Source organism: Flavobacterium glycogeni, from assembly GCF_048286775.1.
Taxonomy (GTDB): Bacteria; Bacteroidota; Bacteroidia; order Flavobacteriales; family Flavobacteriaceae; genus Flavobacterium.
Genome location: NZ_JBLVPV010000010.1, coordinates 1 through 26,626 on the forward strand (window position 1 = coordinate 1; position 26,626 = coordinate 26,626).

17 protein-coding genes are annotated in these 26,626 nt (G+C 33.9%); 10 read left to right on the plus strand and 7 right to left on the minus strand.

What is annotated here, in order from left to right; all coding sequences use genetic code 11:
• Both ACNQGX_RS09645 and ACNQGX_RS09650 read right to left on the minus strand, forming a co-directional pair.
• Positions 1 to 417, minus strand: a 417-nt coding sequence (locus ACNQGX_RS09645) for an IS110 family transposase (RefSeq protein WP_417975734.1), incomplete at its 3' end; no start/stop codon positions are given.
• A gap of 608 nt (positions 418 to 1,025) precedes the next feature.
• Positions 1,026 to 3,599 carry a zinc-dependent metalloprotease gene (locus ACNQGX_RS09650; protein ID WP_417975736.1) on the minus strand — a complete coding sequence of 858 codons (2,574 nt, stop codon included), beginning with the start codon at positions 3,597 to 3,599 and terminating at the stop codon, positions 1,026 to 1,028.
• A gap of 344 nt (positions 3,600 to 3,943) precedes the next feature.
• Between ACNQGX_RS09650 and corA the strand changes: the two genes are divergently transcribed.
• The 9 genes from corA to ACNQGX_RS09695 all read left to right on the plus strand — a co-directional run bounded on the left by corA (position 3,944) and on the right by ACNQGX_RS09695 (position 21,510).
• Positions 3,944 to 5,014: a magnesium/cobalt transporter CorA gene (corA, locus tag ACNQGX_RS09655; RefSeq protein WP_417975738.1), complete on the plus strand. Its 1,071-nt coding sequence runs from the start codon at positions 3,944 to 3,946 to the stop codon at positions 5,012 to 5,014.
• A 54-nt stretch (positions 5,015 to 5,068) separates the two neighbouring features.
• Complete coding sequence (gene pta / locus ACNQGX_RS09660; protein ID WP_417975740.1) at positions 5,069 to 7,162, plus strand: phosphate acetyltransferase; 2,094 nt, start codon at positions 5,069 to 5,071, stop codon at positions 7,160 to 7,162.
• A 97-nt stretch (positions 7,163 to 7,259) separates the two neighbouring features.
• Positions 7,260 to 8,459 (plus strand): acetate/propionate family kinase, encoded by a 1,200-nt coding sequence (locus ACNQGX_RS09665; protein ID WP_417975741.1) that lies wholly within the window; start codon positions 7,260 to 7,262, stop codon positions 8,457 to 8,459.
• Positions 8,460 to 8,557: 98 nt separating this feature from the next.
• On the plus strand, positions 8,558 to 11,302 hold the full coding sequence (locus tag ACNQGX_RS09670; protein WP_417975743.1) for a LuxR C-terminal-related transcriptional regulator: 2,745 nt from the start codon (positions 8,558 to 8,560) through the stop codon (positions 11,300 to 11,302).
• A gap of 242 nt (positions 11,303 to 11,544) precedes the next feature.
• Positions 11,545 to 14,541 carry a SusC/RagA family TonB-linked outer membrane protein gene (locus ACNQGX_RS09675; protein WP_417975745.1) on the plus strand — a complete coding sequence of 999 codons (2,997 nt, stop codon included), beginning with the start codon at positions 11,545 to 11,547 and terminating at the stop codon, positions 14,539 to 14,541.
• A 4-nt stretch (positions 14,542 to 14,545) separates the two neighbouring features.
• The gene (locus ACNQGX_RS09680; RefSeq protein ID WP_417975747.1) at positions 14,546 to 16,000 is read left to right on the plus strand and encodes a RagB/SusD family nutrient uptake outer membrane protein; all 1,455 of its coding nucleotides are present in this window, start codon (positions 14,546 to 14,548) and stop codon (positions 15,998 to 16,000) included.
• 79 nt (positions 16,001 to 16,079) lie between these two features.
• Positions 16,080 to 17,453 carry a glucoamylase family protein gene (locus ACNQGX_RS09685; protein WP_417975749.1) on the plus strand — a complete coding sequence of 458 codons (1,374 nt, stop codon included), beginning with the start codon at positions 16,080 to 16,082 and terminating at the stop codon, positions 17,451 to 17,453.
• Between the two features lie 122 nt (positions 17,454 to 17,575).
• On the plus strand, positions 17,576 to 19,876 hold the full coding sequence (gene bglX / locus ACNQGX_RS09690; protein WP_417975750.1) for a beta-glucosidase BglX: 2,301 nt from the start codon (positions 17,576 to 17,578) through the stop codon (positions 19,874 to 19,876).
• Positions 19,877 to 20,115: 239 nt separating this feature from the next.
• A complete protein-coding gene (locus ACNQGX_RS09695; protein ID WP_417975752.1) occupies positions 20,116 to 21,510 on the plus strand; it encodes a M28 family peptidase in 1,395 nt (464 codons plus the stop codon).
• 109 nt (positions 21,511 to 21,619) lie between these two features.
• Here ACNQGX_RS09695 and ACNQGX_RS09700 read toward each other — a convergent pair whose 3' ends face one another.
• The 5 genes from ACNQGX_RS09700 to ACNQGX_RS09720 all read right to left on the minus strand — a co-directional run bounded on the left by ACNQGX_RS09700 (position 21,620) and on the right by ACNQGX_RS09720 (position 25,854).
• Positions 21,620 to 22,114, minus strand: a complete 495-nt coding sequence (locus ACNQGX_RS09700; protein WP_417975754.1) for an SRPBCC family protein — start codon at positions 22,112 to 22,114, stop codon at positions 21,620 to 21,622.
• A 63-nt stretch (positions 22,115 to 22,177) separates the two neighbouring features.
• Complete coding sequence (locus ACNQGX_RS09705) at positions 22,178 to 23,269, minus strand: PAS domain-containing sensor histidine kinase (RefSeq protein ID WP_417975756.1); 1,092 nt, start codon at positions 23,267 to 23,269, stop codon at positions 22,178 to 22,180.
• Positions 23,270 to 23,509: 240 nt separating this feature from the next.
• Positions 23,510 to 24,355, minus strand: a complete 846-nt coding sequence (locus ACNQGX_RS09710; RefSeq protein ID WP_417975758.1) for a hypothetical protein — start codon at positions 24,353 to 24,355, stop codon at positions 23,510 to 23,512.
• Between the two features lie 18 nt (positions 24,356 to 24,373).
• Positions 24,374 to 25,192 (minus strand): 3-deoxy-8-phosphooctulonate synthase, encoded by an 819-nt coding sequence (gene kdsA, locus ACNQGX_RS09715; RefSeq protein WP_417975760.1) that lies wholly within the window; start codon positions 25,190 to 25,192, stop codon positions 24,374 to 24,376.
• A 209-nt stretch (positions 25,193 to 25,401) separates the two neighbouring features.
• Complete coding sequence (locus ACNQGX_RS09720) at positions 25,402 to 25,854, minus strand: 2-dehydro-3-deoxyphosphooctonate aldolase (RefSeq protein ID WP_417975762.1); 453 nt, start codon at positions 25,852 to 25,854, stop codon at positions 25,402 to 25,404.
• 195 nt (positions 25,855 to 26,049) lie between these two features.
• On the opposite strand from ACNQGX_RS09720, the gene ACNQGX_RS09725 reads away from it, so the two are divergent.
• Positions 26,050 to 26,610 carry a YeeE/YedE family protein gene (locus ACNQGX_RS09725; RefSeq protein WP_417975951.1) on the plus strand — a complete coding sequence of 187 codons (561 nt, stop codon included), beginning with the start codon at positions 26,050 to 26,052 and terminating at the stop codon, positions 26,608 to 26,610.
• The last annotated feature ends 16 nt before the right edge of the window (positions 26,611 to 26,626 follow it).

Sequence of the window (26,626 nt, forward strand, 5' to 3'; positions counted from 1 at the left end):
TTGTAGATTTTTATAAATGCTTTTTGGGCGTTTCCATAAATCTAATTTTCTTTCCAATCCGAATTGAGCAATTGCTTGTGAACATGTTTTATCGGTAATAGTTTTAATATCTAGGGTTCTAATGTAATTACTGATTTTGTTTGGTAATATTATACTAACCTGACAATCATTCTTGTCTAAATAATAAGCAAATTTTTGGTGATAAACACCAGTGGCTTCCATTACATAATGAATCTTTACTTGATCATTGGTTAGCTTTTTAATCCAATCGGACAGAGATGTAAATCCTTTTTCTGTGTTTCTAAAAACTTTATAGGCATACAATTCAATCGACAAATCATCAAACATTCTTCCTAAAGTAACTACTAATTCTTTTTGAGCAACATCAATTCCAACTACTTGTTTTAATTCTGTCATAACTTTAAAGTTTAAATTTATAAAGTGATGAATCTTCCTTCGTCTTTTCTCCTGATTGGATATTCTGGATATTAAGATTTACCTAATTCCTTACATTCTGTTCAGACTCTAAAAGATAAAAAAGAATGAGGATATTTCTATGTGTCAATATATTTCTTTGAACTATTTAGGGACATATGTTCTCTCATTCCTTTTCACTTCATTATTCAAATTTATGGACTTTAATAATTAAAATCGATAACTTCGCAAACATAGGAGAAACATAGAAATAAAACTTATAATTAAAGAAATAATAGAAAATAGCACTATTTTTTGCATAGTTTGACTATGTGAAAAGTAAAACATCTATCAAACTCTTTTTAAATACTATAATTTCTATGTTTCTATGTGGTAAAAATCAATTGCACCCAACGGGTTATTATTATTATTATTATTATTATTATTATGTAAAGACGCACTGCAGTGCGTCTCTACAATGTGCGTTTTACAATAATGTGTATTTACAATAATGTGTATTTCTATATAATATGGTCTCTACGTTGTAATCACATCAAATACATCATAAAAAAAAGGGAAAATGTTGTTAAACATTTTCCCTTTTTAATTTATTATTTAGGATTTAAAGCTTCTCCTATTCTAGAAATTAAATCTTGTAAGTGATATCTACTCATTCGATCAGTCATTCTTGACGAGGCTAATTTCATTTCGTTTTTTAAACTATTAAGTTGTCCTCTGGAAATAGAAGGTAAGTCGGTTTGAGCTAAATTTACTCTTCTTGTCGTGAAACCGTAAGTAACACCTACAGGAACCGCTCTAACCATGGCTGTACCTGGTTTAAGTAATTCGATCATTTTGTCAACATACAATTTTTGTATGTTTCTACGATATACATCAATTGAACCGCTTCCTTTCAATTCAGAAAAGATCCCATTTTTTAAGTCACTTATTAATTCATCAGCTGAATAGTTGCTTTTATTCACAGAAGAAGTTTCTATAAGGCGAACAATTCTATCTCCAGCCAATAAACTTGATAAAGTAGCATCTTGCATTCCTTTGATTGCTTCAACACCGCTTTCCGGGTTTATTTTCGAAAGAATATTTTGATCCAACAACCATTTTGGAGTGTTGAATAATTGAGCATTCAAGAATGATACCGCATCTTTTTGGATACTTTTTGGAACTACTTCAAATTGATTTCCAGTCATGTCATACGTTTTTGGAGAATCATAGATTCCACCAACGTTTTTAGTAACATGTCCCATATATCTTCTGAATTGTCCTGTAAGTGCACCATAAAGATTGTCTAGTTCAGCATAGCTTTCTCCGTTTTCTTTAGTCCACTCTAATAAATTAGGTAAAATTCTTTTTAGGTTTTTGATTCCATATTCAGAAGCTCTCATCGAATTATCCCCAATATCCTCAGTTTGATATCTTGGATCATAAGGGCTGGTTTCTGTACCAAACCATAAACGATTATTTTTATAGGCTTCCTTAGTCATTTCATTCAACTTCGCTTTTTCTTCAGTTTCAGTTTTAGCTTCGTCAAAATAAGAATAACCCCATTTAATAGCCCATTTGTCATAATCCCCAATTCTAGGAAATAAGGCTGTAACACCATCTTCTGGTTGTGCCACATAATTAAAACGTGCATAATCCATGATAGATGAGGTATGTCCGTTTTTCTCTTGGTACTCTTTATCTCTTAGTTTTTCAACCGGAGTGGCAGAACTGGCTCCCATGTTGTGGCGTAATCCTAAAGTATGTCCTACTTCATGAGAAGAAACGAAACGGATTAATTCTCCCATTAATTTATCATCAAACTTTTTTGATCTTGCAGCAGGATCTACAGCAGCAGTTTGAATTAAGTACCAGTCTCTTAAAAGACTCATGATGTTGTGATACCAGCCAATGTGGCTTTCCAAAATTTCACCACTTCTAGGATCGTGAACATTAGGTCCGTATGCATTTTGAATCTCAGCAGCAAAATATCGTAATACTGAAAAACGGGCATCTTCCAAGCTCATTGTTGGATCATTCTCTGGCCAATATTCTCCACGAATAGCATTTTTCCATCCCGCATTTTCAAAGGCAACCTGCCAATCATCGATACCTTGTTTGATGAATTTTTTCCATTTTTCAGGAGTTGCAGGGTCAATGTAATATACAATTGGTTTTTTAGGCTCAATTAATTCACCTCTTTTTTGTTTTTGAGCATCTTCTTCAGATTTTGGCTCTAAACGCCATCTCACTGCAAATACTTTGGTATCTGATTTTTGAGATTCTTCTTCAAAAACATCATATTGGTTCGCAAAATATCCAACACGTGCATCAAATTCTCTTTTGCGCATTGGCGTTTTTGGCAATAAAATCATAGAAGTATTCATCTCTACCGTGATTACTCCCGCATCTAATGCAGATGGTAAATTAACTCCAATTTGTGGTACAGGAGTCGTATTTATTCTTGGTGGAGTTGTAGTGAACGTCTTAACACTTCTAATCTCAGTATTTATTGGATAACTGCTTATTTTTGAGATGAATGATTTGTCTTTTTGAAACGTTTGTATGTTTAACAATTGTTTCTTTATTGGATCTAATGAAAAAGTTTGTACGTCAGCATCGAAAGTGCTCGTTAAGTCGATCACATATCCAGCATTATTTTTCCCGGTTGAATCTTTTTTGAAGGCCAAGATATCGTAGTTTCCAATAATTGGATCTGAAGTTGAATTCTTAACAGCTTGAGCCATTGGCTTGTCTTCATCCGGAGACATGATAACGTAGGTAACTGATCTAAGAAGAATGTTATTGTTCAGCCCTTTTTCCCAACGAACAACTTGTCTGTTGATTTCTTCTCCCCCAAAAATTCCTCCTCCGGCTGGAGTTTTAGAATATCGGGTTATAGTCATTATTTCACTACCTAAAAGGGAGTCTGGAATCTCAAAAAGATATTTGTCATTAATTTTATGAATGTCAATTAATCCTTTTTGTGTTACTGCTGTTGAGTCAATAACTTTTTTGTACGGTTTCGGTTCTTTCTTACCGTCTTTAGATTCGGGAGCTTTAGCTTCTACTTTAGCAGGGGCATTTTTGTCTGCTCTTTTCTTTTTTTTGCTTTGTGCAAATGTACCTTGCGCAAAACAAAATAACAGACATGTAATAATTAGGGTTAGTTTTTTTTTTACCATTTAGTTAATGCATTAATAAAGTTTATAATTGGTTATGGTCTATAAGTCGTATTTTATTGTGTTTTGTTACGACTTAAGTTCAAATTTATTGATATCTTTTTAAGAAAATACCCATTCGAAATGCAGTTTTATATAAATTAACACTATTTAACAATCGTTGATTAATTGCTTTTTCTATGTTGTAATATGATTTTTCTCATGTATGGAATTATTATTTCGAGGTATCTTTGCTTTTTTAAATACTAAATCAAACCGGTTTTTTTCATTTTTAGGAATACCAAAAGTACTGGAAAGCGATATTTTTGAAAAAGTTTTTCGTAATATTACTACATAAACAAGTTGGGATGAGAAAAATCAAGTATAAGAAAGGAAGGAAAATGCAACCTTATAATTTAGAATATACAGGAATTCATAAAAGTAAGGAATCGGAGATGCAATTGTTTGTTTATGATGATTTGAATCTTACCGAATATGAGGATTTTAAGGTTTCGGATTTAGATAAATATATTGAGGAACAAAAAACAAATTGGATTAATATACACGGTTTAAATAATGTGGAGTGGCTAAAATCGATTGGAGATTATTTTGAAATCGATAATTTCATGTTGGCTGATATTTTGAATACTACCCGAAGAACAAAACTGGAAGAATCTCATGATTTTCTATTTTTCAACATAAAATCACTTTTACCTGCTGGAAATTCGGATAATATAAGTGTCGAGCAAATTAGTTTTTTGTTAAAAGATGGGATTCTAATTTCTTTTCAGGAAAAGAGAAGTGACTTTTTTACCCACATTCGAGAACGCATTCGATTGCACTCAGGAATTGTCAGAACCAAGAAAGCCGATTATTTGTTGTACATTCTTCTGGATGCCATCATGGAAAATTTCTACATCACTTTGGAAAACGAGGAAGACAAAATAGAGGAATTGATTAATCTTACCAAGGAAAGTGTTGATCCCATAATTTTAGAAAAAATAGAGAAACATAGAGATAATTTAAATTTTCTAAAACGCTCCATCATTCCGCTACGTGATTCTTTATATGATATAAAAAGTATAAAAGACGATAACATATTTAATGTGATGGAAGCAGATAGTTTTAGCTTTTTTGCCCGATTGCATCAAAAGAGTTTAGAACTTTTAGAACAAATTGAATCCGATATGGGATCTTTAGAAAGTGCGTCTAATTTCTTTTTCTCGGCACAAACACATAAGATGAATGAGATAATGAAAACCCTGACCATTGTATCTGCGATATTTATCCCGCTTACTTTTATTGTGGGGGTTTACGGAATGAATTTTGAATATATGCCGGAACTCAAACGTCATTATGGCTATCATACCGTTATTGGCGCTATGTTTTTAATGGTAGTTGGAATGATTATTTATTTTAAAAAACGCCGTTGGTTTTAGAAATTAAAAAGGAATACATCCAATTAATTTGGAATTAAATTTAAAAATAAAAAAATGAACAAGGCCATATACATTGCAACAAGCGAGCAAAATAGTGGGAAGTCGATTATTACGTTGGGATTGATGAGTATGCTTATCGGCAAAATGGCCAAAGTTGGTTATTTTAGACCTATTGTTGAAGATTTTGAAGAAGGAGGATTTGATAATCATATTGAAACAGTGATTGGTCATTTTGGGATGGATATTGAATTTGAAGATGCGTATGCCATTACAAAAAGTAAATTAATCAAAAAGAAGAACAAAGGGAAAATAGGAGAGGTTCTCGATTTGATTATTGAAAAATACAAGAAATTAGAAGAGCGTTTTGATTTTGTTTTGGTTGAAGGAACCAGTTTTACAGGGGAAGGAACAGTTATCGAATTAGATATGAATGTTTTGATTGCCAAAAATTTGGGTATTCCAACGATTATTGTGGGCTCCGGAGTGGGCAAAACATTAGAGGAATTGATAGATAGTCTTTATTTAGCATACGATTCTTTTAAAGTCAAAGATGTCGAAGTTTTGGCTGTAATCGCCAACAAAGTGCAACGGGAGAATATTGAATTAGTAACCAACGGTTTAAAGAAAAGCTTGCCCGAAAGTATATTGGTCAATTCAATTCCTTTGATTCATAATTTGAATAATCCAACGGTACAGGAAATTGTAAATGAATTAGATGCTAAAGTTTTATTTGGCTCGGCACATTTGAACAATCAAACCGGAAATTTTAGCGTAGGGGCAATGCAATTGTGTAATTATTTGTTGCATTTGAAAGAAAATAGTCTGGTAATCACTCCTGGAGACCGAGCCGATATTATTTTGGGTGCATTGCAAGCCAATGAGTCCGTAAATTATCCGACTATTTCAGGAATTGTTTTGACAGGGAATATCTTGCCCGAGATTAGTATTTTGAAATTGATAGAAGGACTTTCGACCATTGTTCCAATTATTGCGGTGGAAGAGGGCACGTATTATATTACCAATAAAATAGGTTCCATTAAATCCAAAATTTACGCGAACAACAAGCAGAAGATTGAAATTTCGATCAATACTTTCGAAAAATATGTTGACTTAGACAACTTGGCTGAAAAGCTAATTACTTTTGAAGCGGAAGGAATGACGCCAAAAATGTTCCAATATAATTTAGTGAAAAGAGCGAGACAACACAGGAAACGCATTGTTTTACCGGAAGGGAATGATGAAAGAATCATTATTGCCGCCTCGCAGTTATTGACGATGGATGTGGTTGATATTTCGATTATTGGCAACAAAAAACAAATTGAAAGTAAAGTTGCGGAGTTGGGGCTTCCTTTCGATTTTTCTAAAGTACAAATTATAAATCCGATAGAATCCGAGCATTATGATGATTATGTAAACACGTATTATGAGTTGCGAAAAGCAAAAAATGTAACCATAAGAATGGCCAAAGATTTAATGGAAGATGTTTCGTATTTTGGAACGATGATGGTGTATAAAGGTCACGCAGACGGAATGGTTTCCGGAGCGGCACATACCACGCAACATACTATTTTACCTGCTTTGCAATTCATTAAAACGAAACCCAATTCCTCTGTGGTTTCCTCGATATTTTTCATGTGTTTAGAGGACAGGGTTTCTGTTTTTGGAGATTGTGCCATTAATCCAAATCCTACTGCGGAACAATTGGCAGAAATAGCAATTTCCTCTGCCGATTCCAGTTTGGCTTTTGGTATTGAACCAAAAATCGCCATGCTTTCGTATTCCTCAGGTTCATCAGGAAAAGGAGATGAAGTAGATAAAGTAAGAACTGCAACTGAAATAGTGAGAAAAAAACGTCCCGATTTAAAAATTGAAGGACCCATTCAATACGATGCTGCGGTTGATATGGCTGTCGGGAAAAGTAAAATGCCAAATTCAGAAGTGGCGGGACAAGCCAGCGTTTTGATTTTTCCAGATTTAAATACAGGAAATAACACCTATAAAGCGGTTCAAAGAGAAACTGGCGCGTTGGCAATTGGTCCTATGTTACAAGGATTGAACAAGCCTGTTAATGATTTAAGTCGTGGTTGTACGGTAGATGATATTATAAATACAGTTGTGATTACGGCGATTCAAGCACAAGGGTTATAAAAAGTTTAAGGTTTAAATTATAAAGTTAACACAAAGTAATACCGTCCAGTCACCCTTTCCTTCGGAGAGGGTCGGGGAGAGGAAAAAGGATTATAAAATGAAAATAGTAATTATAAACTCAGGAAGTTCGTCTATAAAATACCAATTAATCGACATGCCGGCGAATGAAGTTATTTGTTCGGGGATGATTGACAGAATAGGACTGGAAACTTCGAATCTAAATTATGTAACCAATACTACTAAATTAGAAGAAACATTGCCTATTGCGAACCATAAAATTGGTTTGGAAAAAATTGCCAAATTACTGATGGATGAAAAAGTAGGGGTAATTAAAAGTACGGATGAGATTGAAGCTGTCGGGCATCGTGTGGTACATGGCGGAAGCGCTTTTTCGAATACGGCAATTATTACCCGTGAAGTAAAAGACAAAATCAGGCAGCTTTTTGATTTAGCGCCTTTGCATAATCCGGCGAATTTGGAAGGAATAAATGTGGCCGAGGAAATTTTTAATTCAGCAAAACAAGTGGCTGTTTTTGATACGGCATTCCATCAGACGATTCCTGTTGTGGCACACAAATATGCGGTGCCAAATTACCTTTTGACGGAGAATAAAATTCGCGTTTACGGTTTTCACGGAACAAGTCATAAATATGTTTCGGAAAATGCGATTCATTATTTGAAGCAAAATTCTAAGAATAAAGGCTCTAAAATTATTACGATACACTTAGGAAACGGTTGTAGTATGACCGCGATAAAAGATGGGAAAAGTATCGATCATACGTTGGGTTTTGGTCCAATGAACGGATTGATTATGGGAACCCGAAGCGGAGATGTGGATCAATCCGTGATTTTTTATCTGGTAAATACATTGGGTTATTCACTTGAAGCGGTGAATACGATGTTGCAGAAACAAAGCGGAATGCTTGGTCTTACCGGTTACAGTGATTTACGGGATATTGAAGCCAATGCGGAGAACGGAAATGCGGATTGTCAATTGGCTTTAGCTATGAATGCATATCGAATAAAGAAATATATTGGTTCGTATACGGCTGTTTTAAATGGACTTGATGCCATTATTTTTACGGCTGGAATTGGAGAGAATTCTTCGTACATCCGAAAATTAGTGTGCACCGATATGGATTATTTCGGAATAGAATTGGATGCATCCAAAAATGAAATTCGTTCGAAAGAAATTCGAGAAATCAACACACCAGATTCCAAGACTAAAATATTGGTTATTCCTACCAATGAGGAAATCGAAATTGCCAATCAGGTATTTGAATTACTGATGAATTAAGAAAATAACCAACTTGAAAAAAGCTTCTGTATTCAGAGGCTTTTTTTATGCCTTTTATTTAAGAAATCTATTTATATTTGGATATAAAACACCACATTTTGAAAGTAAGAATTACAATAATAATCCTATTATATTTTATATCATCCCAACTTTATTCTCAGGAGTTGCTTCCTTTTGTTGAAAATTACAATAAATCTGATTATCAAGGGGATAATCAGATTTGGAGTGTCGCACAAGGAAATGATAACGCGATGTATTTTGCCAATAATTATTATTTGTTGCGTTATGATGGCGTAAAATGGGAGAAATACAGCTTGCCTAACAAAACTATCATTCGCTCCGTAATGGTTGATGGTGACCGGATTTATACCGGTTCTTATAAAGAATTTGGCTATTGGCATCGAAAAGACGGAAAGATGTTTTATGTTTCCATTTCTGATAAAACTAAGGTTTTTGATGATAGTGATAATGAAGAGATTTGGAAGATATTTAAATTTAATAATAAAATCTACTTTCAGTCTTTTAATGGACTTTTCATGTATGATGGAAAAGTAATTAAGGAAAATAAGTTTGATTTTCTGGTTTCCTATTGCTTTCCGGTTGGTAATGAATTGTTAGTTGCTTCAGTAGAAAAAGGAATTTATAAAATGAAGAATTCCAAATTCGAAAAAATAGAAGGATGGTCTGTTCTGGAGAATAACGTCATTCATGCTGTCGAAAAATTCCAAAACAAAATCTATGTTTTTACTAAAAAAAACGGTGTTTATGTTGCAGACAAGGGCGTTTTAAGTCCTTGGAAAAATCCTTTAAACGATATTTTGAAATCGGCAAATATCAATGTTGCTAAATTTATTAAAAACAATAAATTAATCATAGGAACAGCTAATAAAGGGGTTTATATTTTTGATTTGAATTCCGGTTCTTATAAAAATATCAATCGGAATAACGTATTGATGAACAATTCTATTTTAAGTATTAGTCAGGACACTGAGAATGATTTATGGCTTGGCTTGGATAACGGAATAGCACATATTGAGGTCAATTCTCCTATTTCTATTTTTTATGATAATTCAGGAATTTTAGGTTCCGTTTATTCTGTAGCGAGTACTCCAAAGGGATATTTGATGGCTTCCAATCATGGTGTATTTAAATATGAGGACAAGCAGCTTTCGTTAATTCCAAATACCCAAGGACAAGCTTGGAATATCAGTAAAATAAATACTAAATTCCTCATAGGACATAACGAAGGTACTTTTATTTACGAGGACGGATTGTTCTATAAATTAAGTACTATAAATGGAGGTTGGAATTTGGCAAAAAGCAGCATCAATAATTCGTATTTACAGGCAACTTATAGCGGTGTGGTCATTTATAATGATGCCAATAATTTGAAAAATACTATTGTTGTAAAGAAAATAATGAAGCCTATAAAATACGTTGCCCAAAATAGAAAAAATGAAATATGGGCAGCTGACAACAATAGGGGATTGTATCGAATTCTGTACAATGAGGCCTATGAAACTACCAATGTTGAAAATGTTACCCAACGCAGTAAAATCAGCAATGATTTTGGAGTGAAAATCTTTGAGTTTAGAAACGAAATCCTTTTTTTAATCAATAAGTCTTGGTATACCTATAATTCAATCAACAATCAATTAGAAAAAAATAAATTGTTTAATGCCAACTTTAAGAATGTTTCAAACATCGTTGCCATTGATGAAAATCATTTTTTGGTACTTCAAGATGGGCTTTTGTACCATATTTATGCCAATGGAAATAATTTTATCCGAAATATCATTCAAGAGAAATATTACAAAGGAAAAATTATTAATGATAATTTGAAAGTATTCAAGAATAAAGACAATTATCTATTGAATCTTGACGATGGTTTTATCTCACTTCAATTAAAATATACGAGTAAGCAAAAAGACAGAATAAGCATTGAAGCCTTTGTCAATGATGATTTGGTTAAAAACAAATCAAAAATTAAGTATAATTCAGAAATTAGAATGCATGTAATATCTGGAGTTTACGGAGTAACGAGTCCTAACTTAGTTTATAAAACAAATGAAACTAAAGATTTTACACCTGTAAAAGGAGGATTGATTGTTTTGAATAACTTAAGTAGTGGTTCACATGAAATCACTGTTTACCAACATGATGGATTGCATTACAATACCATTTCAAATTTTCAGTTTATGGTGGCGCAACCATGGTATTTCTCTCTTTGGATGATAGTGTTGTACTTACTTATAATAGGGATGATTTTATATATGTATTATAAATGGAATAAAATGCGATACATTCAAAAACTGGAATTGCGTGAAGAAGAATTGAAGCATCAGAAGAAAATCTTGGAGATGGAGTTAAAAGCCGAAAATGAGCTAACCAGCCAAGAATATGAAAAACATATTTTAGAACTTGAATTGCAATCAAAATCATCTGAAGTTGCAGGTAAATCACTTTCGATAGCGAAGCAAAGTGAGATGATTGAAAAAATTCAAGGAATTCTGGATGCAGAAACTGATTTTAATAAGTTAAAAAGTGAAATTAAAAAAGCCATAAAAATAAATGCATTAAATAAGCATGAATGGGAAACTTTTGAAACCAATCTGAATCAGATACACAATGAGTTTATCGTTACGCTATCAAAGAAATATCCAAACCTAACTTCAAAGGATATTAAGCTCTGTATTTACTTGAAAATGAATCTTTCCTCCAAGGAAATTGCACCAATGATGAATATTTCTTTCAGAGGTGTTGAGTTGCATCGCTATCGATTAAGAAAGAAATTAAACCTTACCCAGGATGAAAATCTTTCTAAGTTTTTATTAAACATATAAATAAGTTTTTTTTTTTACAGATAATAGATTTATAGCGTTATTTTTTTAAGAAATCACAATACATCATTACTACATCAGATGCCTCTGTATAGTACCTCAATGTTATTATTAATCGCTTTAAATCATTGATTTATCTCGCTATTTTAATGATTTGATGTGTTTATGTAGTACCTCTATGTTGCTTACTATAACGTTGTAATTATCTAAGTTTGACTCAACTAACTTTAACAAATTATTAATATATGAGAAATTTTATTTTTAGCTTTTTAGCTCTCATTTTACTTCCGGCATATATGTCTGGTCAAGTAATTAAGGGACAAGTTTTAGACTCAAAAGGGATGGCAATTCCAAGTGCGATTATAGTAGCGACAGATTCTAAAACTTCAACTGATACTGATTTTGACGGGAATTTTAATATCAACGCCAAAGTTGGCGAAGAATTAAAAATTAGCATGGTAGGTTTTGATGCCATTTCAATAAAAGCAACAGCGAATTTCATGAGAATAATACTCTCAGAATCCAAGGACACTGAACTAAAAGAAGTAGTTGTCATTGGGTATGGAACGAGAAAAAAGATTGATAATACCACCGCAATTACTTCATTAAAAGCAGAAGAAATATCCAAAACTAAAGTTTTGAATGCTTCGCAAGCCATACAAGGTAAAGCGGCAGGTGTTCAAGTAATTTCTTCTGACTTGCCGGGAAGTACACCTTCAGTAATTATTAGAGGTTTGGGAACTGCATTAGGAGGGAGAACTCCTTTGTATGTTGTAGATGGTATGCCAACTGATAATATTAATAACATTAATACGAACGATATTACGTCTTATGAAATCTTGAAAGACGCGTCTTCACTGGCTATTTATGGTACCAGAGCTGCAAATGGTGTAATCATTGTTACAACCAAAAAAGGAAAAGGTAATAAAGTAAGTGTAGAAGTTGAAAGCTTTGCTGGTTTTAGAAAGCCATTGAAAACAGTAAAAATGGAAGGAAGTGATGCATATGCCCGATATTCAAATGCCGCTTTGAACAACAATACTTTTTCTGAAAATCAGCCAGTGAATACAAATTGGTTTGATGCAATTACCCGAACAGGATCGTATACTCAAAATAATGCTTCTATTTCTGGGGCAACAGAGAATGTGAAATACTTTTTCAGTATAGGAAATTATGAAGAAAAAGCAATTTTGAACGGCCTTGATTATAGTCGTTTTACTTTTAGAAATAATAATGAATATAAAATTTCTAAAAAAGTAACTATAAATCAAAACTTTAGTTTTACATCAGCTAATTCAACTCCAAAACCATTAAGCGCTTTTACAAATGCTTACAAACAATCTCCAATTGTTCCGGTACGTTTTGCATCAGGTCAATACGGTGTTTCTTTTGTAGATGCTAATGGGGTTGCAAGCACTAGTGGTTCCTCATTTAATAATGTTGGAAATCCCGTTGCTCAATTAGATTTTTATGATGAAGAACAACGTAGTGTAAGTTTACAAGGAGGTTTAAAATTAGATTACGAAATTTTAAAATCATTAAAATTCACTTCACAGTTTAATGGTGAATATTATTCTTGGAAACAATATAATTTTGAAGATACAAGAGCTGTTGACATCGCTGGAGATCCAAGCCCTGGAAATACTTTACCAACAAATATTAATGAGTTAACTAAAGGAAGAGAACAATATTTTAATTGGAACTTATCAAATTATTTGACGTATAATAAGTTATTTAATGAGATTCATGACATCGAAGTAACTGCTGGTATGGAAACATCAGTTAAAGGAGCTAGAGAAAAGTTGACTGTCAAGAGAAAGAATGTAAATGCAAATTCTAGTTATTGGTCTTTAAAAGATGTTGATTATATAGGTAATGTGATCAGTTATAAAGATGAAGTTTTTAACGAAACTAGATTGGCTTCTTATTTTGGTCGATTCCAGTATAAATTAATGGACAGATACTTGATTACAGGAACAATTAGACGTGATGGTTCCTCAAATTTTGCTAAAGATTATCGTTGGGGTACTTTTCCTGCCTTTGGTTTAGGATGGGTTGTTACCAAAGAGAATTTTATGGCTAATGTAAAAGGTGTCGATTTGATTAAATTAAGAGGAGGTTGGGGTAAATTAGGAAATCAAACCGTACCGCTTAATAATCAAGCATATGCATCAGGACTTAATAGCTATTTAGGAGGGTCAATATTAAACGAAGGAACAACTATCAACTCTCAAATTGATCCAAGTTTATCTTGGGAAATTACAGAAGAAGCCTCAGCAGGTTTAGATTTTGAATTATTGAACAACAGATTAAAAGGATCGTTTGATCTATATGATAAAAATACAACTAATGTAATTTTGAATGTAAAACCTTATCCAACTTCAGGAATTGTTGTAGCTACACCTGGACATGTTGGCGAAGTCTCAAATAAAGGATATGAAATTGCATTGCGTTGGGATGATAAGTTAACTGACAACTTGAGTTATTGGATTGGAGGAAACTATTCTAATAACAAAAATAGACTTGCAGGTTTGAAAGATTTTGATATTTCTCCAATTATTGGAGGTAATTTAGGTAACGGCCAGGATACTAAATTACTTAGTAAAAACGCTGTAGGTCAACCATTGGGAAGTTTTTATTTATATGAATATGCCGGTGTAGATCCTGCAAACGGTAAAATGTTATATTATAACGCTAGCGGTGCAAAAGTGACTCAAGAAACTTTATCTGCTACAGCTGATAAAAAATACGTAGGTTCTATTTTACCAACTTCTAATTATGGTGTAACGCTAGGTTTAAACTATAAAAACATTGATTTTTCAGTTGACGGATACGGTACTGGTGGTGCAAAAGTGTACAATGGTAAAAAAGCACAACGTTTTACAGGAGAAAATATAGAGCAATCAGTAGCTACAAATTTTTGGACTCTAAATAATACAACTGCTTCAAATCCAGCTCCATTTAATCAAGTTCCTGTAGCGTCTACTTACTATTTAGAATCGGGAGATTTCTTCAGAATCAATAATATTGCTTTAGGTTACAAAATTCCTATAAAAGAGAATCAATTTTTAAGCTATTGCAGAATCTATGTAAATGCAATCAATCCATTTATAACTCAAAAATTCTCAGGATTTTCTCCAGAACTTAACGGAGATGGTAATCCTTATGGAAATCAAGGGGTTGAACTGGATGCTTATCCTACCTTAAGATCTTTCGTTCTTGGTGCTAATTTAAAATTTTAATATTATGAAAAAGATATATATAACAATGTTCGTACTATGCGCATGCTTTTTTTCTGGATGTGCTGACGATTATTTAGATGTGGATCAAACAGAATCCATTTCTACAAAAGATATTGAATTGTTCAATAATGACGCTGGTGCAGCAACATTTGTAACAGTAATTTACAGTAAATTTTTAGATTGGGACATGACTTCATTCGGTTGGATCGGACTCTCAAGCATTACTTCTGATGATGCTGATAAAGGATCATCTCCCGGAGATACAGGTACTGATAAAGATGTATTAGATGCTTTAACATACAATGCCTCAAATCCTTCAGTTGAAAGCACTTTTATGGCTAATTATGATGGGATTAACAGATGTAATCAAGCTTTAAACATTATTCCTCAATTAGATAAAGCGGATGCAAATTTAAGAGCAAGGTTGCTTGGGGAAGCTAAATTTTTAAGAGCCTTTATGTATTTTACTTTGGTAAAAGCTTATGGTGGTGTTCCTATTGTTGATCATTTACCAAATCCGGTATCTGCTGAGGACAAAAAAATGTTATTAACTCGTAAAACTGCTGCAGAGGTTTATGCTTTTATCGAAAGCGATTTGAATGACGCTATTGCGGTATTGCCTAATAAATCAGCCTATTCTGCTGATGAAAAAGCAAGAGCTTCAAAAGGAGCCGCTTATGCATTGTTGGCAAAAGTAAATTTATACCAAAAAAACTGGCAAAAAGTAGTAGACAATTGTAATCTGGTTACGGGTTATTCTATCGTTCCAGATTATGCTGTTATGTTTAGATTGGAAGGAGAAAACGGTGCAGAATCTATTTTTGAAATTAATGGTGTAGGCTCAGTTCCTGCACGAGGAATTCAAGGATATTCAGCCTCTCAAGGCGCTCGTGGTGCTGGTGGATGGGGCTGGGGATTCAATACTCCATCTCAGAGTTTGGTAAATGCTTATGAAGCAGGCGATGTTAGAAAAAATGCAACAATCATTTTTAGAGGAACCACTTTGTACGATGGTAGAGTAGTACCGAATACTGTTGAAAATGAAAGATACAATTTTAAAGCCTATTCTTCTGCTTATACGGAGGGTTGGGAAACGGATGCTAATATCAAATATTTGAGATATGCCGAAGTACTATTAATGAAAGCTGAAGCACTTAATGAATTAGGACAAACTCCGGATGCTATTCCTTTGTTGAACCAAATCAGAGCAAGAGCTGGATTAGGTATTACAACTGCAGTATCACAAGCAGACATTAGAAAAGCAATCTGGAAAGAAAGAAGAGTTGAGATGGCTTTTGAGCACGATAGATTCTTTGATTTAGTAAGAACAGGACAAGCTAAGGCTGCTTTTGCCATTGACGGAAAAACTTTTACAGAAAATAAAAACGAATTATTTCCTATACCGGATTCATTTATAAGACAAGCTAATGGTTTGTCAGCACAAAATCCAGGTTATTAATAAAAAACACTCCTTACTTTTCTTTTCTATTTTGGAGAAGTAAGGAGTGTTTATTTTGTAAATATTTTAAAATTCCAAAATGATTAAAATCTCAGTTTTATTTATGTTTTTTACTTTTTTGGGTTGTAGTTCCTATGGAGATAAGCCAAATGAGAGTACAGCGGTAAATCCACCAATTATAAAATTAACGGATGAAGAATTAATCGATTTAGTACAAAAGCAAACATTCGCTTATTTTTGGGATTATGCTGAGCCTAATTCAGGGATGGCGAGAGAACGCTATCATCCTGATGGTATTTATCCCGAGAATGATGCTAATATAGTAACAACCGGAGGTTCTGGTTTTGGGTTGATGGCCATCGTTTCGGGTATGTCTCGTGGCTATGTCAGTAAAAATCAAGGTACGGAAAGATTAAATAAAATAGCTGACTTTTTAGCAACTGCGGATCGTTTTCACGGAGCTTGGTCGCATTGGATCGATGGAAATACGGGTAAAGTAAAACCATTTGGTACAAAGGATAATGGCGGTGATTTAGTTGAAACGTCTTTTTTGGCAGCAGGGATAATCACTGTTAGAGAATACCTTAAAAACGGAACAGCTGAAGAAAAGGCTGTTAGTCAAAAATTCGACGAACTCTGGAAAGGAATTGATTGGCAATGGTACACGAACAATCAGAATAAATTATACTGGCATTGGTCACCTAATTACAATTGGCAAATGAATTTTCCTCTTGAAGGTTATAACGAATGTTTGATTACGTATGTCATGGCGGCAGCTTCACCAACACATCCAATCACACCTGCGGCATATCATGAAGGCTGGGCAAGAAGTGGTGCAATAGTTTCGGCTAAAACCAAATACAATTTGCCTTTGATTTTAAAACACAATGGTGCTGAAGAATTCGGAGGACCTTTATTTTGGGCGCATTATTCCTATTTAGGATTAGATCCAAATCAGTTAACCGACAAGTATGCTAATTATTGGGATTTGAATTCCAATCATACAAAAATCAATTATTTGTATGCTGTTGCCAATCCAAAAAAATTCAAAGGCTATGGGGCTAATTATTGGGGATTGACTGCGTCTTATTCTAGAAATAGTGATGAATCCATTGGTTATGATGCACACATGCCCAGCAATGACAAAGGAGTCATTTCACCTACAGCTGCAATAAGTTCCATTGTTTATACGCCGGTTGAGTCTATTGCCTTAATGCGAAATTTATATGAAAACTATAAAACGGAAACTTGGGGTGTAGCTGGATTTTACGATGCAAACAGTCTACAGTATAAATGGACAGCGCAACGCTACTTAGCGATTGATCAAGGACCAGAAATTGTGATGTTAGAAAATTATCGTTCGGGTTTATTATGGAAACTATTTATGAATGCACCTGAGGTAAAACAAGGTTTAATCAATCTTGGTTTTCACTCAGGGAAATACGGGTTTTAAGGGATAGAAATGCCAACGTTGCGCTAACAATTTTTGATGATGCAAATCTCGATAGTTATACAAAAGTATATGACAACCAAGAAATTTATGACTGGATGTTCAAACAAACAAAAATAGATAAAATGAAAATTAAACTTATTATACTCCTTATTGGCTTTTCGCTTTTTGGTTACAGCCAAAAAAAGACAACTAAAAAGGCGGTTACAATTAAACCCAAAACCGAATTCGTAGCGGAGTTGCTTTCGAAAATGACTTTGGAAGAGAAAATTGGTCAATTGAATTTACCCACTTCGGGTGATATTACAACTGGTGCTGCCAGTAGCTCTAATGTGGCTAAAAATATCGAAGAAGGTAAAGTTGGCGGTTTATTCAACATCAAATCAGTTCAGAAAATAAAAGAAGTACAGAAAATTGCTGTCGAAAAAAGCCGATTGAAGATTCCGTTGCTTTTTGGAATGGACGTGATTCATGGCTATGAAACGACCTTTCCTATTCCGCTTGGATTGTCTTGTACTTGGGACATGAAATTGATTGAACGCAGTGCTCAAATTGCTGCTCAGGAAGCCAGTGCCGATGGAATCAACTGGACATTTTCGCCTATGGTTGATATTTCCCGTGATCCACGTTGGGGAAGGGTTTCTGAAGGTTCGGGTGAAGATCCGTTTTTGGGAAGCCAAATTGCAAAAGCAATGGTCAACGGGTATCAACAAAATGATTTGTCAAAGAACAATACCATTTTATCGTGTGTGAAACATTTTGCTTTATATGGCGCGCCAGATGCAGGACGTGATTACAATACGGTTGATATGAGCCGAATAAAAATGTACAATGATTATTTCCCTCCATACAAAGCCGCTATTGATGCCGGCGTAGGTTCGGTTATGGCATCTTTCAATGAAATTGACGGAATTCCTGCAACGGGAAACAAATGGTTAATGACTGATGTGTTGAGAAAACAATGGGGTTTCAACGGTTTTGTGGTGACTGATTTCACGGGAATTCCAGAAATGATCGAACACGGAATGGGGGATTTGCAAACCGTATCTGCTTTGGCATTAAATGCCGGAATTGAAATGGATATGGTGGGTGAAGGTTTCCTTACGACTTTAAAGAAATCATTGGAGGAAGGAAAAGTAAGCATCGAACAAATAGATAATGCGGCTCGTCTTATTTTGAATGCCAAATATGATTTGGGATTGTTCCATGATCCGTATAAATATTGTGATGAAAAAAGGGCTAAAACAGAAGTTTTTACAAAAAGTCACAGAGCTGAAGCAAGAGCTATTGCTGCACAGTCTTTGGTTTTATTAAAAAATAATAATCAGTTGCTTCCTCTTAAAAAATCAGGGACTGTTGCTGTTATTGGGCCATTGGCTGATGCCAAAGAAAATATGGCTGGTACTTGGAGTGTGGCTACTAATATGGATAAATCCATTTCATTACTAGCAGGAATCAAAGAAGTTGCCGGTGATGCCACAAAAGTGCTTTACGCCAAAGGGAGTAATCTGGATTATGATGCGGCTTTTGAAGAAAAAGCGACCATGTTTGGAAAAACGTTACACCGAGATAATAGAACTTCTGCAGAATTATTGGTGGAAGCCTTGAAAATAGCGAGTCAATCGGATGTAATTGTTGCTGCTTTAGGAGAATCAGCAGAAATGTCCGGAGAAAGCAGCAGCCGAACGAATTTAGAGATTCCACAAGCGCAAAATGACTTATTGCAAGCATTATTGAAAACGGGAAAACCGGTTGTATTGGTTTTATTTACAGGTCGACCTTTGGTGTTAGTTCAGGAAAATGAAACTGTTCCAGCAATATTAAATACTTGGTTTGCAGGAAGTGAAGCAGGAAGTGCTATTGCTGATGTTTTGTTTGGAAATGAAAATCCTTCTGGGAAATTAACGGCGACGTTCCCAAGAAGTGTAGGGCAGGTGCCTATTTATTACAATCAAAAAAATACAGGAAGACCACTTGCGAACAAAGAAGGGAAATTTGAAAAATTCAGATCGAATTATATTGACGAAAGAAATGAGCCTTTATTTCCTTTTGGTTTTGGATTGAGCTATACCACTTTTAAATATTCAAACTTGAAAATTTCATCCGATAAAATGAATTTCAACGAGAAATTAATGGTTAGCGTTGACGTTACAAACACAGGAAATTATGATGGAAAAGAGGTAGTTCAATTGTACATAAGAGATTTAGTTGGGTCAGTTACAAGACCTTTAAAAGAATTGAAAGGATTCCAAAAAATAGTCCTTAAAAAAGGAGAAAAACAAACGGTAATTTTTGAAATTTCTGTAGAAGAATTAAAATTCTATAATTCAGATTTACAGTTTATTGCTGAGCCGGGTACTTTTCAAGCTATTGTAGGTACGGATTCAAGCACTGATAATAAAGTTGATTTTTTGTTGATTAAGTAGATTTTGGTTAGTTTATTTATGATCAGCCCTTCGATATTTATACCGAAGGGTTTTTTTGTGAAAAAGCGTATTTATTAAAAGCAATGCGATGGTCAACGGCTTTTATTTACTTTTATCAATTCAAAAAAAAAAACAATTTGCAGATTTTTTTTTGAATGGGATATCAAATATTCGTTAAGAATCACGAAATTGCCGTTCCTATTGAAACCAAAAAATTCAAACCATCACCGTATTAAATTATGAGAAAATCAATTTTATGTGTTGCACTATTCCTTAACGGAATTGTTCTTTTTGCTCAAACTAAAGAGGAACTAACCTTGAAGGAAATTTACAAATCATCCTTGACCAATGCCAAATGTTATCCCTGGCTGGACCATTTATCCAATAAAATTGGCTCCCGATTATCGGGTTCAACCGGAGCAGAAAAAGCGGTTTTATATACCAAAGCGCAATTGGAAACGCTCGGATTAGATAAAGTATACCTTCAGGAAGTGATGGTGCCAAAATGGGTTCGAGGCGAAAAAGAAATCGCTTATTTACAAATTGGGAAACAAAAAATCACTTTCCCAATATGTGCGCTGGGCGGCTCAGTTGCCACTCCAAAAAAAGGAGTGCAAGCGGCTATAATTGAAGTAAACAGTTTAGAAGAATTAATAGCATTAGGGGAAGAAAAAGTAAAAGGTAAAATCATTTTCTTTAACAGACCTATGAATCCTGAATTTATTGAAACTTTCAAAGCGTATGGCAGTTGTGTAGACCAAAGATCCTCAGGAGCAAGAGAAGCCGGAAAACTGGGTGCATTAGCCGTAATTGTCAGATCGATGAATTTGCGATTGGATGATTTACCACATACTGGTGCAACCAATTATGGAGAAATTTCAAAAGAACAACGAATTCCGGCTGCTGCAATTAGTACAAATGGGGCTGAACTTTTAAGTAAAAGTTTAAAAGATAAACCCAATGCGCCATTCTATTTAAAACAATCCTGTCAGACGTTTGATGATGTTTTGTCTTATAATGTTGTCGGTGAAATGACGGGTTCTGAACATCCTGAAAGAATAATGGTCGTTGGCGGGCATCTTGATTCGTGGGATTTAGGGGACGGATCTCATGACGATGGCGCTGGATGTGTGCAAAGTATGGAAGTATTGAATATCTTCAAAAATATAAGGTATAAACCTAAAAATACGCTTCGCGTGGTATTGTTCATGAACGAAGAAAACGGTGTTCGCGGCGGAAACGAATATGAAGTGCAATCCAATAAAAACAACGAAAACCATATTTTTGCTTTAGAAAGTGATTCAGGAGGTTTTTCGCCAAGAGGTTTTTCAATTGATGCTGATGAAGCAAATTTCAATAAAATCAGTAGTTGGGCAACTTTATTCGAACCTTATTTAGTTCACAAATTTGTAAAAGGGCATTCCGGAGTTGACATTGGTCCGTTAAAATCAAATCATATCGTAAAGGCTGGATTGCAACCGGATTCACAACGCTATTTTGATTACCACCATGCTGCAAATGACACTTTTGATGCCATCAATAAAAGAGAATTAGAATTAGGAGCAGCAACGATGGCTTCGTTACTATATTTAATAGATCAGAATGGAATTGTAAGTACGGTGAAGGTTCAATAAATTTTTCAATATTCAATCAAGGCATAAAAAAACTACAAGTTATACGCTTGTAGTTTTTTTTTGTTTATTGGGCTGGGATTATGGAATGACATGCATTCTTTATTTTATCCTAACTATTAATCATTCCTTTCAGGTTAGGATTTTTATTTCTGAGATCCAATCCTCCTTCATAAACAGATTTTAGGTTTAACAGAAAAAAGGACCAACCTGAATCACATCCAAGCCGAATGTTCTCCTTTGAGCTGTCATCTGTCGGAATATTTTTATGAGTTAATTCAACTATAATGTAATCGTCTTGAGTTGAAAGTTTAATGTCGACTAAACAGTCTCCAGCAAATGAAAATTGAATAAAATCTTCGCCATTTGCGTTCGTTATTTTTCCTTTTTCAACTCCATCATATAAATACCAATGCCATTCATAGGTAAAACCTTTTTCAATAGGAGTGTTTTTGTCAACAAGGTTTTTGTTTGCATCGAAATAATTAGCATTGCTTAAAAACCACTTTTCTATTTCCGTAGTTTTTGTCCATGCAGCATACATTTCGGCAAGAGTTGATCTTACCGCAATTCGTCTGGTAAATGTTGTCCAATCAAAGTTTTTCATATCCTTTACAAATTTAGTTAATGATGTTTTATGATTGCCTTTGGATAAGTAAAGATACTACATTTAATATTTGAAGGAAATAGTGAATGTTGCCCCTTCATTTATTTTACTTTCAACTGCAATTCGACCGCCTAAACTAGTGATGTGATTGTAGACTAGATACAATCCTATACCGTTACTGTCAATGTTACTGTGGAATTTTTCATACAACCCAAAAATCTTATCTTTTACTTTATCCATATCAAAACCAAGTCCATTGTCAGAAAAAATTAATTGCTTCACTCCGTTGACTTTTCTGGAGTGGATAGTAATAACGGGCGCATGATCTGGTTTTGCATATTTAATCGAATTGGTTAATAAATTCAAAAAAATGCTTTTAATGTATGCCTTGTTAAAAGCAACATTTTCAAAATCCGAAAAATCAACATGAATAATTGCTTTTGAATCTCGTACCAAGGAATTGATGGATACAAGGACTTCAGCAAGTGATTCATTTAAATTTATTTCTTCGATTTGAGTATTTATATTTTCATTTTCAACCAATTCATCAATCGAATCGTTTAAAGTTTGTTTTAAATTTTCACTAGTTAATTTAAGAATGTTAATCAATTCCAATGTTTCCGGATCATTGATTTTAGAAACATCGATAAGACTAAAAACCGAAAGCATGTTATTAATAGGTGACTTTAAATCATGGGATGTTTTGTGTGATAAAACGGTAAGTTCCTTATTGATTTGTGTAAGATTTGCAAGAAGTAAATTGCGTTCTTCTTCTTCTTCTTTTTTGTGAGTGATGTTCTTGGCAATCGCATACACTAGTTTTTCAGACTCGATAGGCACGGATGTCCAAGATAACCAAACAATGGCTCCGCTTTTAGTTAAATACCGATTTTCGAAATTTAAAAGGGGCTTGTTTTTATATACTTGCTCTCTGGTTTCGATAGTCATCTTAAGGTCTGGTGCGTAAACAAAACTACTGATAGGTCTAGCATATAATTCCTCTTCTGAAAAACCTAATAATTTTGAAACAGCTGGATTTATTCTCTTGAAATAGCCATCAAATCCTGCAATACAAATAAAATCAGCTGAGATATTAAAAAAATTATCGAAATGATAGATCCCTTCTGAATCAGGATTACTTTTTTTTATAGTCATTGAGTTTTAAAGTTATTTGTTATTCGGATTTTGGACAAATACAAATTTTATGAATTGTTTAATTTTAGAAGAAAACATACTATCAAATTTAGCTAATAATTATTTATAATAAGAGCAATGGTATAAACAAATTTATAATTAAAATAAAACGTATTGCTATCATTTAAATGAAAAAAAAGGTTAAACAAAACGAGGCTGTCATTTTACTGACAGCCTCGTTTTTTAGTATTGACACTCTGTTTATATTCTGAAGATTCCTCCAATAGCAATTATTCTTTGAAAAAAGAAAAAATCTTGTGAAGCAGTATCTTCTGAGCTTTTTGTAGTTCGTATGTCTTGCATATTAATATAACCGCCTTTAAGTTCTCCTTGTATGTAAAAGTGCTTGAAAAAAGTAATGTTCAAACCCGCTTTTAATGAAGTTCCATAACCCGAAACATGAAAATCGTCATGACGTTCTTTTCCTAATAGCTTTGTATTCGTTTTTGGATACAATAGACCAAAACCAACTCCTTCGGTTAAATTAACTTGAATTTTGTCCGTATTTCCAATTTTAAAAATAGAGGAAATATCATCGTGTCTGGAAAATTCAGTATTTACATAATTTAAACCGTCAGTATGTTCAAAAGTTAAAAATTCTGGGGTTAAAAGCACCTGATTGTTGGGCAATGATTCGTCATACGACCCTGGATTAGGATAATAACCATTGATGTTAACTGCCTTGTTTTGAGTCATTACATATTTCATATGATCGACACCTATAGCAACACTATAATGGTCATTTATGAAATACCCCAATCTAAAATTAGTTTGAGGAATGGTCATTCTGGCTGGATTGATATAGTCTACATGCCATCCTTTTGGTTTGTCATGCGCTTGTACATTCTCGAGAGTAAAGTTGTAATCTTTACCGCGAAAAGTTATATCAGATTTAGAATAGCTGTCTCTATTTCCTCCCCATGAAACAAAAAATTTCCCTTTGTTATGAGTGGTATATCGATCTTGAATTGTTATTTTTTCCTGTGCAATTGTAGTATTAGTGAATAGTATAATTAGGAATGCGGAATATAAAAAAAAATGTTTCAATGAATTTGGGGCCTAAATTTAAAATGTATTTATTGTTTTTCTGATGGCAACTAACTTGGTCATTAAGGACTCAAAATAATCCAAATGCAACATATTGGCACCATCGCTTTTTGCATTGGCAGGATCAAAATGGGTTTCAATAAAAATTCCATCCACGCCTACAGCAATACCTGCTTTAGCAATGGTTTCAATCATATCTGGTCTTCCGCCAGTTACACCAGCCGTTTGGTTGGGTTGTTGCAGTGAGTGTGTAACATCAAGAACAGTAGTGGCGTATTGTTGCATAGTAGGAATCCCTCTGAAATCAACAATCATGTCTTGGTAACCAAACATCGTTCCTCTATCCGTAACCATCACGTTTTCATTGTTACAATCCAATACTTTTTGAACCGCATGTTTCATACTTTCCGGACTCATAAATTGCCCTTTTTTCAAGTTGACCACTTTTCCGGTGTTGGCAGCAGCCACTACTAAATCCGTTTGACGCACTAAAAAAGCGGGAATTTGCAATACATCAACATATTGAGCTGCCATATTTGCATCTTCATTCGTGTGAATGTCAGTAACAGTAGGAACTCCAAATGTTTCCGAAACTTTTCTAAGGATTTTTAATGCTTTTTCATCACCAATTCCTGAGAAACTGTCAATTCTGGAACGATTCGCTTTCTTGAAAGAACCCTTAAAAACAAAAGGGATTTGTAAATTATCAGTAATACCAACTAATTTTTCGGCAATTCGCATTGCCATTTCTTCACCTTCAATGGCACAAGGACCAGCTAGTAGGAAGAAATTGCCACTGTCAGTATATTTGATTTGTGGAATATGTTGTAGGTTCATAATATGAATTTTTTAGAAAGTGCAAAGGTAGTTATGATTTACGATTTACTATTTATGATTTGCAAATAATTTCTTGGATTAACTTTTTATTAGGAGCTTTTTCCTGCTGTACGTTGCAATCTCCCGAAAAAACGGGAGGATTTCTCCCGACGCTTCGGGACCATCAGGGCTAGGGATTTGGTTTATAAAGATATTTTGGGATTCGAAATCTATTGTTTTTTCAATGAAAATCCCACTGGAACCATCAATATTCCTTTTTCATAGATATTCAGATAAAGCGTAACCGGTTTTTTCTGGCCTTCCCATTTTAATTCATAAACATCCAAAAATCCGGCACCTAATTCGCTTCTTTTTGTTGGGAACGGGCAACAGTTTTCTAATTTAGTAAACGTAATTTTTTCGCCATTAGGTCCAGCTAATGCGTTTAAAAACCGACCTTGGTTGATGGATTCATTTTTAGTGTTATTAAAGAAAATATTGATTGGATAATCTTTATCATAGCCATATTTTTTGTCTTTACTATATTCAGTAATCACAAAAGTATTGTCTTTTGAAAGGGTAAGATTTGGGGCGTTATCATCTGTGTTTTTCAAAGTAGATTGTGTACTGGTGCAAGAAGTCATTCCGATTAGCAAAGCAATAAAAAAGATTGATTTTTTCATGTTTAGGTAAAATTTATTAGGTAAAATTTAAATAGCAATTACAATACCACGTAATTTAAATAATACAAATATAAACAGAACTTTAGACCTTCGTACGAGTTCCCGTAATAATTTGGATGCATCATTTTTTAATCGAATGTAGCATTTCTTCCAAAATCTCGTAAAATGCTTCTTATCTTTGCACAAAAAAACAATATGGATATTATTTTTCAAACATGGTCCTGGTATATTTCTGGGTTTTTGATTGGTATGATTATGCTTTCTTTGATTTATTTCGGAAAGTCTTTCGGAATGTCTTCTAATTTGCGTTCGTTGTGTTCTATGGCTGGTTTAGGAAAACGAGTAGCCTTTTTTGATTTTGATTGGAAAGCACAACGCTGGAATTTAGTAGTCGTTCTTGGAGCTATGCTGGGTGGTTTTGTTGCCGTGCATTTTATGGATGATGCTTCAAATGTGGATATTAATCCTAAAACAATTGCACAATTAGCACAACTTGGTATTGAAGCTCCAAACGGAAAATTAATGCCCGATGCTCTTTTTGGAACTGCTATTTTAGAATCTCCAAAAAGTATTTTCATACTGCTTATTGGTGGCATTTTGATTGGTTTTGGTTCTCGTTATGCTGGTGGTTGTACTTCAGGACATGCTATTTCAGGCTTGAGTAATTTACAACTTCCTTCTTTGAAAGCTGTTATTGGGTTTTTCATCGGTGGATTGATAATGGCGCATTTTTTATTGCCATTAATTTTAAAATAAGAATTACTAAGCAATC

Coding starts and splice junctions, on each gene's coding strand:
- ACNQGX_RS09650 (WP_417975736.1), bottom strand. CDS start 3,599: ATGGTAAAAAAAAAACTAACCCTAATTATTACATGTCTGTTATTTTGT.
- corA (WP_417975738.1), top strand. CDS start 3,944: ATGAGAAAAATCAAGTATAAGAAAGGAAGGAAAATGCAACCTTATAAT.
- pta (WP_417975740.1), top strand. CDS start 5,069: ATGAACAAGGCCATATACATTGCAACAAGCGAGCAAAATAGTGGGAAG.
- ACNQGX_RS09665 (WP_417975741.1), top strand. CDS start 7,260: ATGAAAATAGTAATTATAAACTCAGGAAGTTCGTCTATAAAATACCAA.
- ACNQGX_RS09675 (WP_417975745.1), top strand. CDS start 11,545: ATGAGAAATTTTATTTTTAGCTTTTTAGCTCTCATTTTACTTCCGGCA.
- ACNQGX_RS09680 (WP_417975747.1), top strand. CDS start 14,546: ATGAAAAAGATATATATAACAATGTTCGTACTATGCGCATGCTTTTTT.
- ACNQGX_RS09685 (WP_417975749.1), top strand. CDS start 16,080: ATGATTAAAATCTCAGTTTTATTTATGTTTTTTACTTTTTTGGGTTGT.
- bglX (WP_417975750.1), top strand. CDS start 17,576: ATGAAAATTAAACTTATTATACTCCTTATTGGCTTTTCGCTTTTTGGT.
- ACNQGX_RS09695 (WP_417975752.1), top strand. CDS start 20,116: ATGAGAAAATCAATTTTATGTGTTGCACTATTCCTTAACGGAATTGTT.
- ACNQGX_RS09700 (WP_417975754.1), bottom strand. CDS start 22,114: ATGAAAAACTTTGATTGGACAACATTTACCAGACGAATTGCGGTAAGA.
- ACNQGX_RS09705 (WP_417975756.1), bottom strand. CDS start 23,269: ATGACTATAAAAAAAAGTAATCCTGATTCAGAAGGGATCTATCATTTC.
- kdsA (WP_417975760.1), bottom strand. CDS start 25,192: ATGAACCTACAACATATTCCACAAATCAAATATACTGACAGTGGCAAT.
- ACNQGX_RS09720 (WP_417975762.1), bottom strand. CDS start 25,854: ATGAAAAAATCAATCTTTTTTATTGCTTTGCTAATCGGAATGACTTCT.
- ACNQGX_RS09725 (WP_417975951.1), top strand. CDS start 26,050: ATGGATATTATTTTTCAAACATGGTCCTGGTATATTTCTGGGTTTTTG.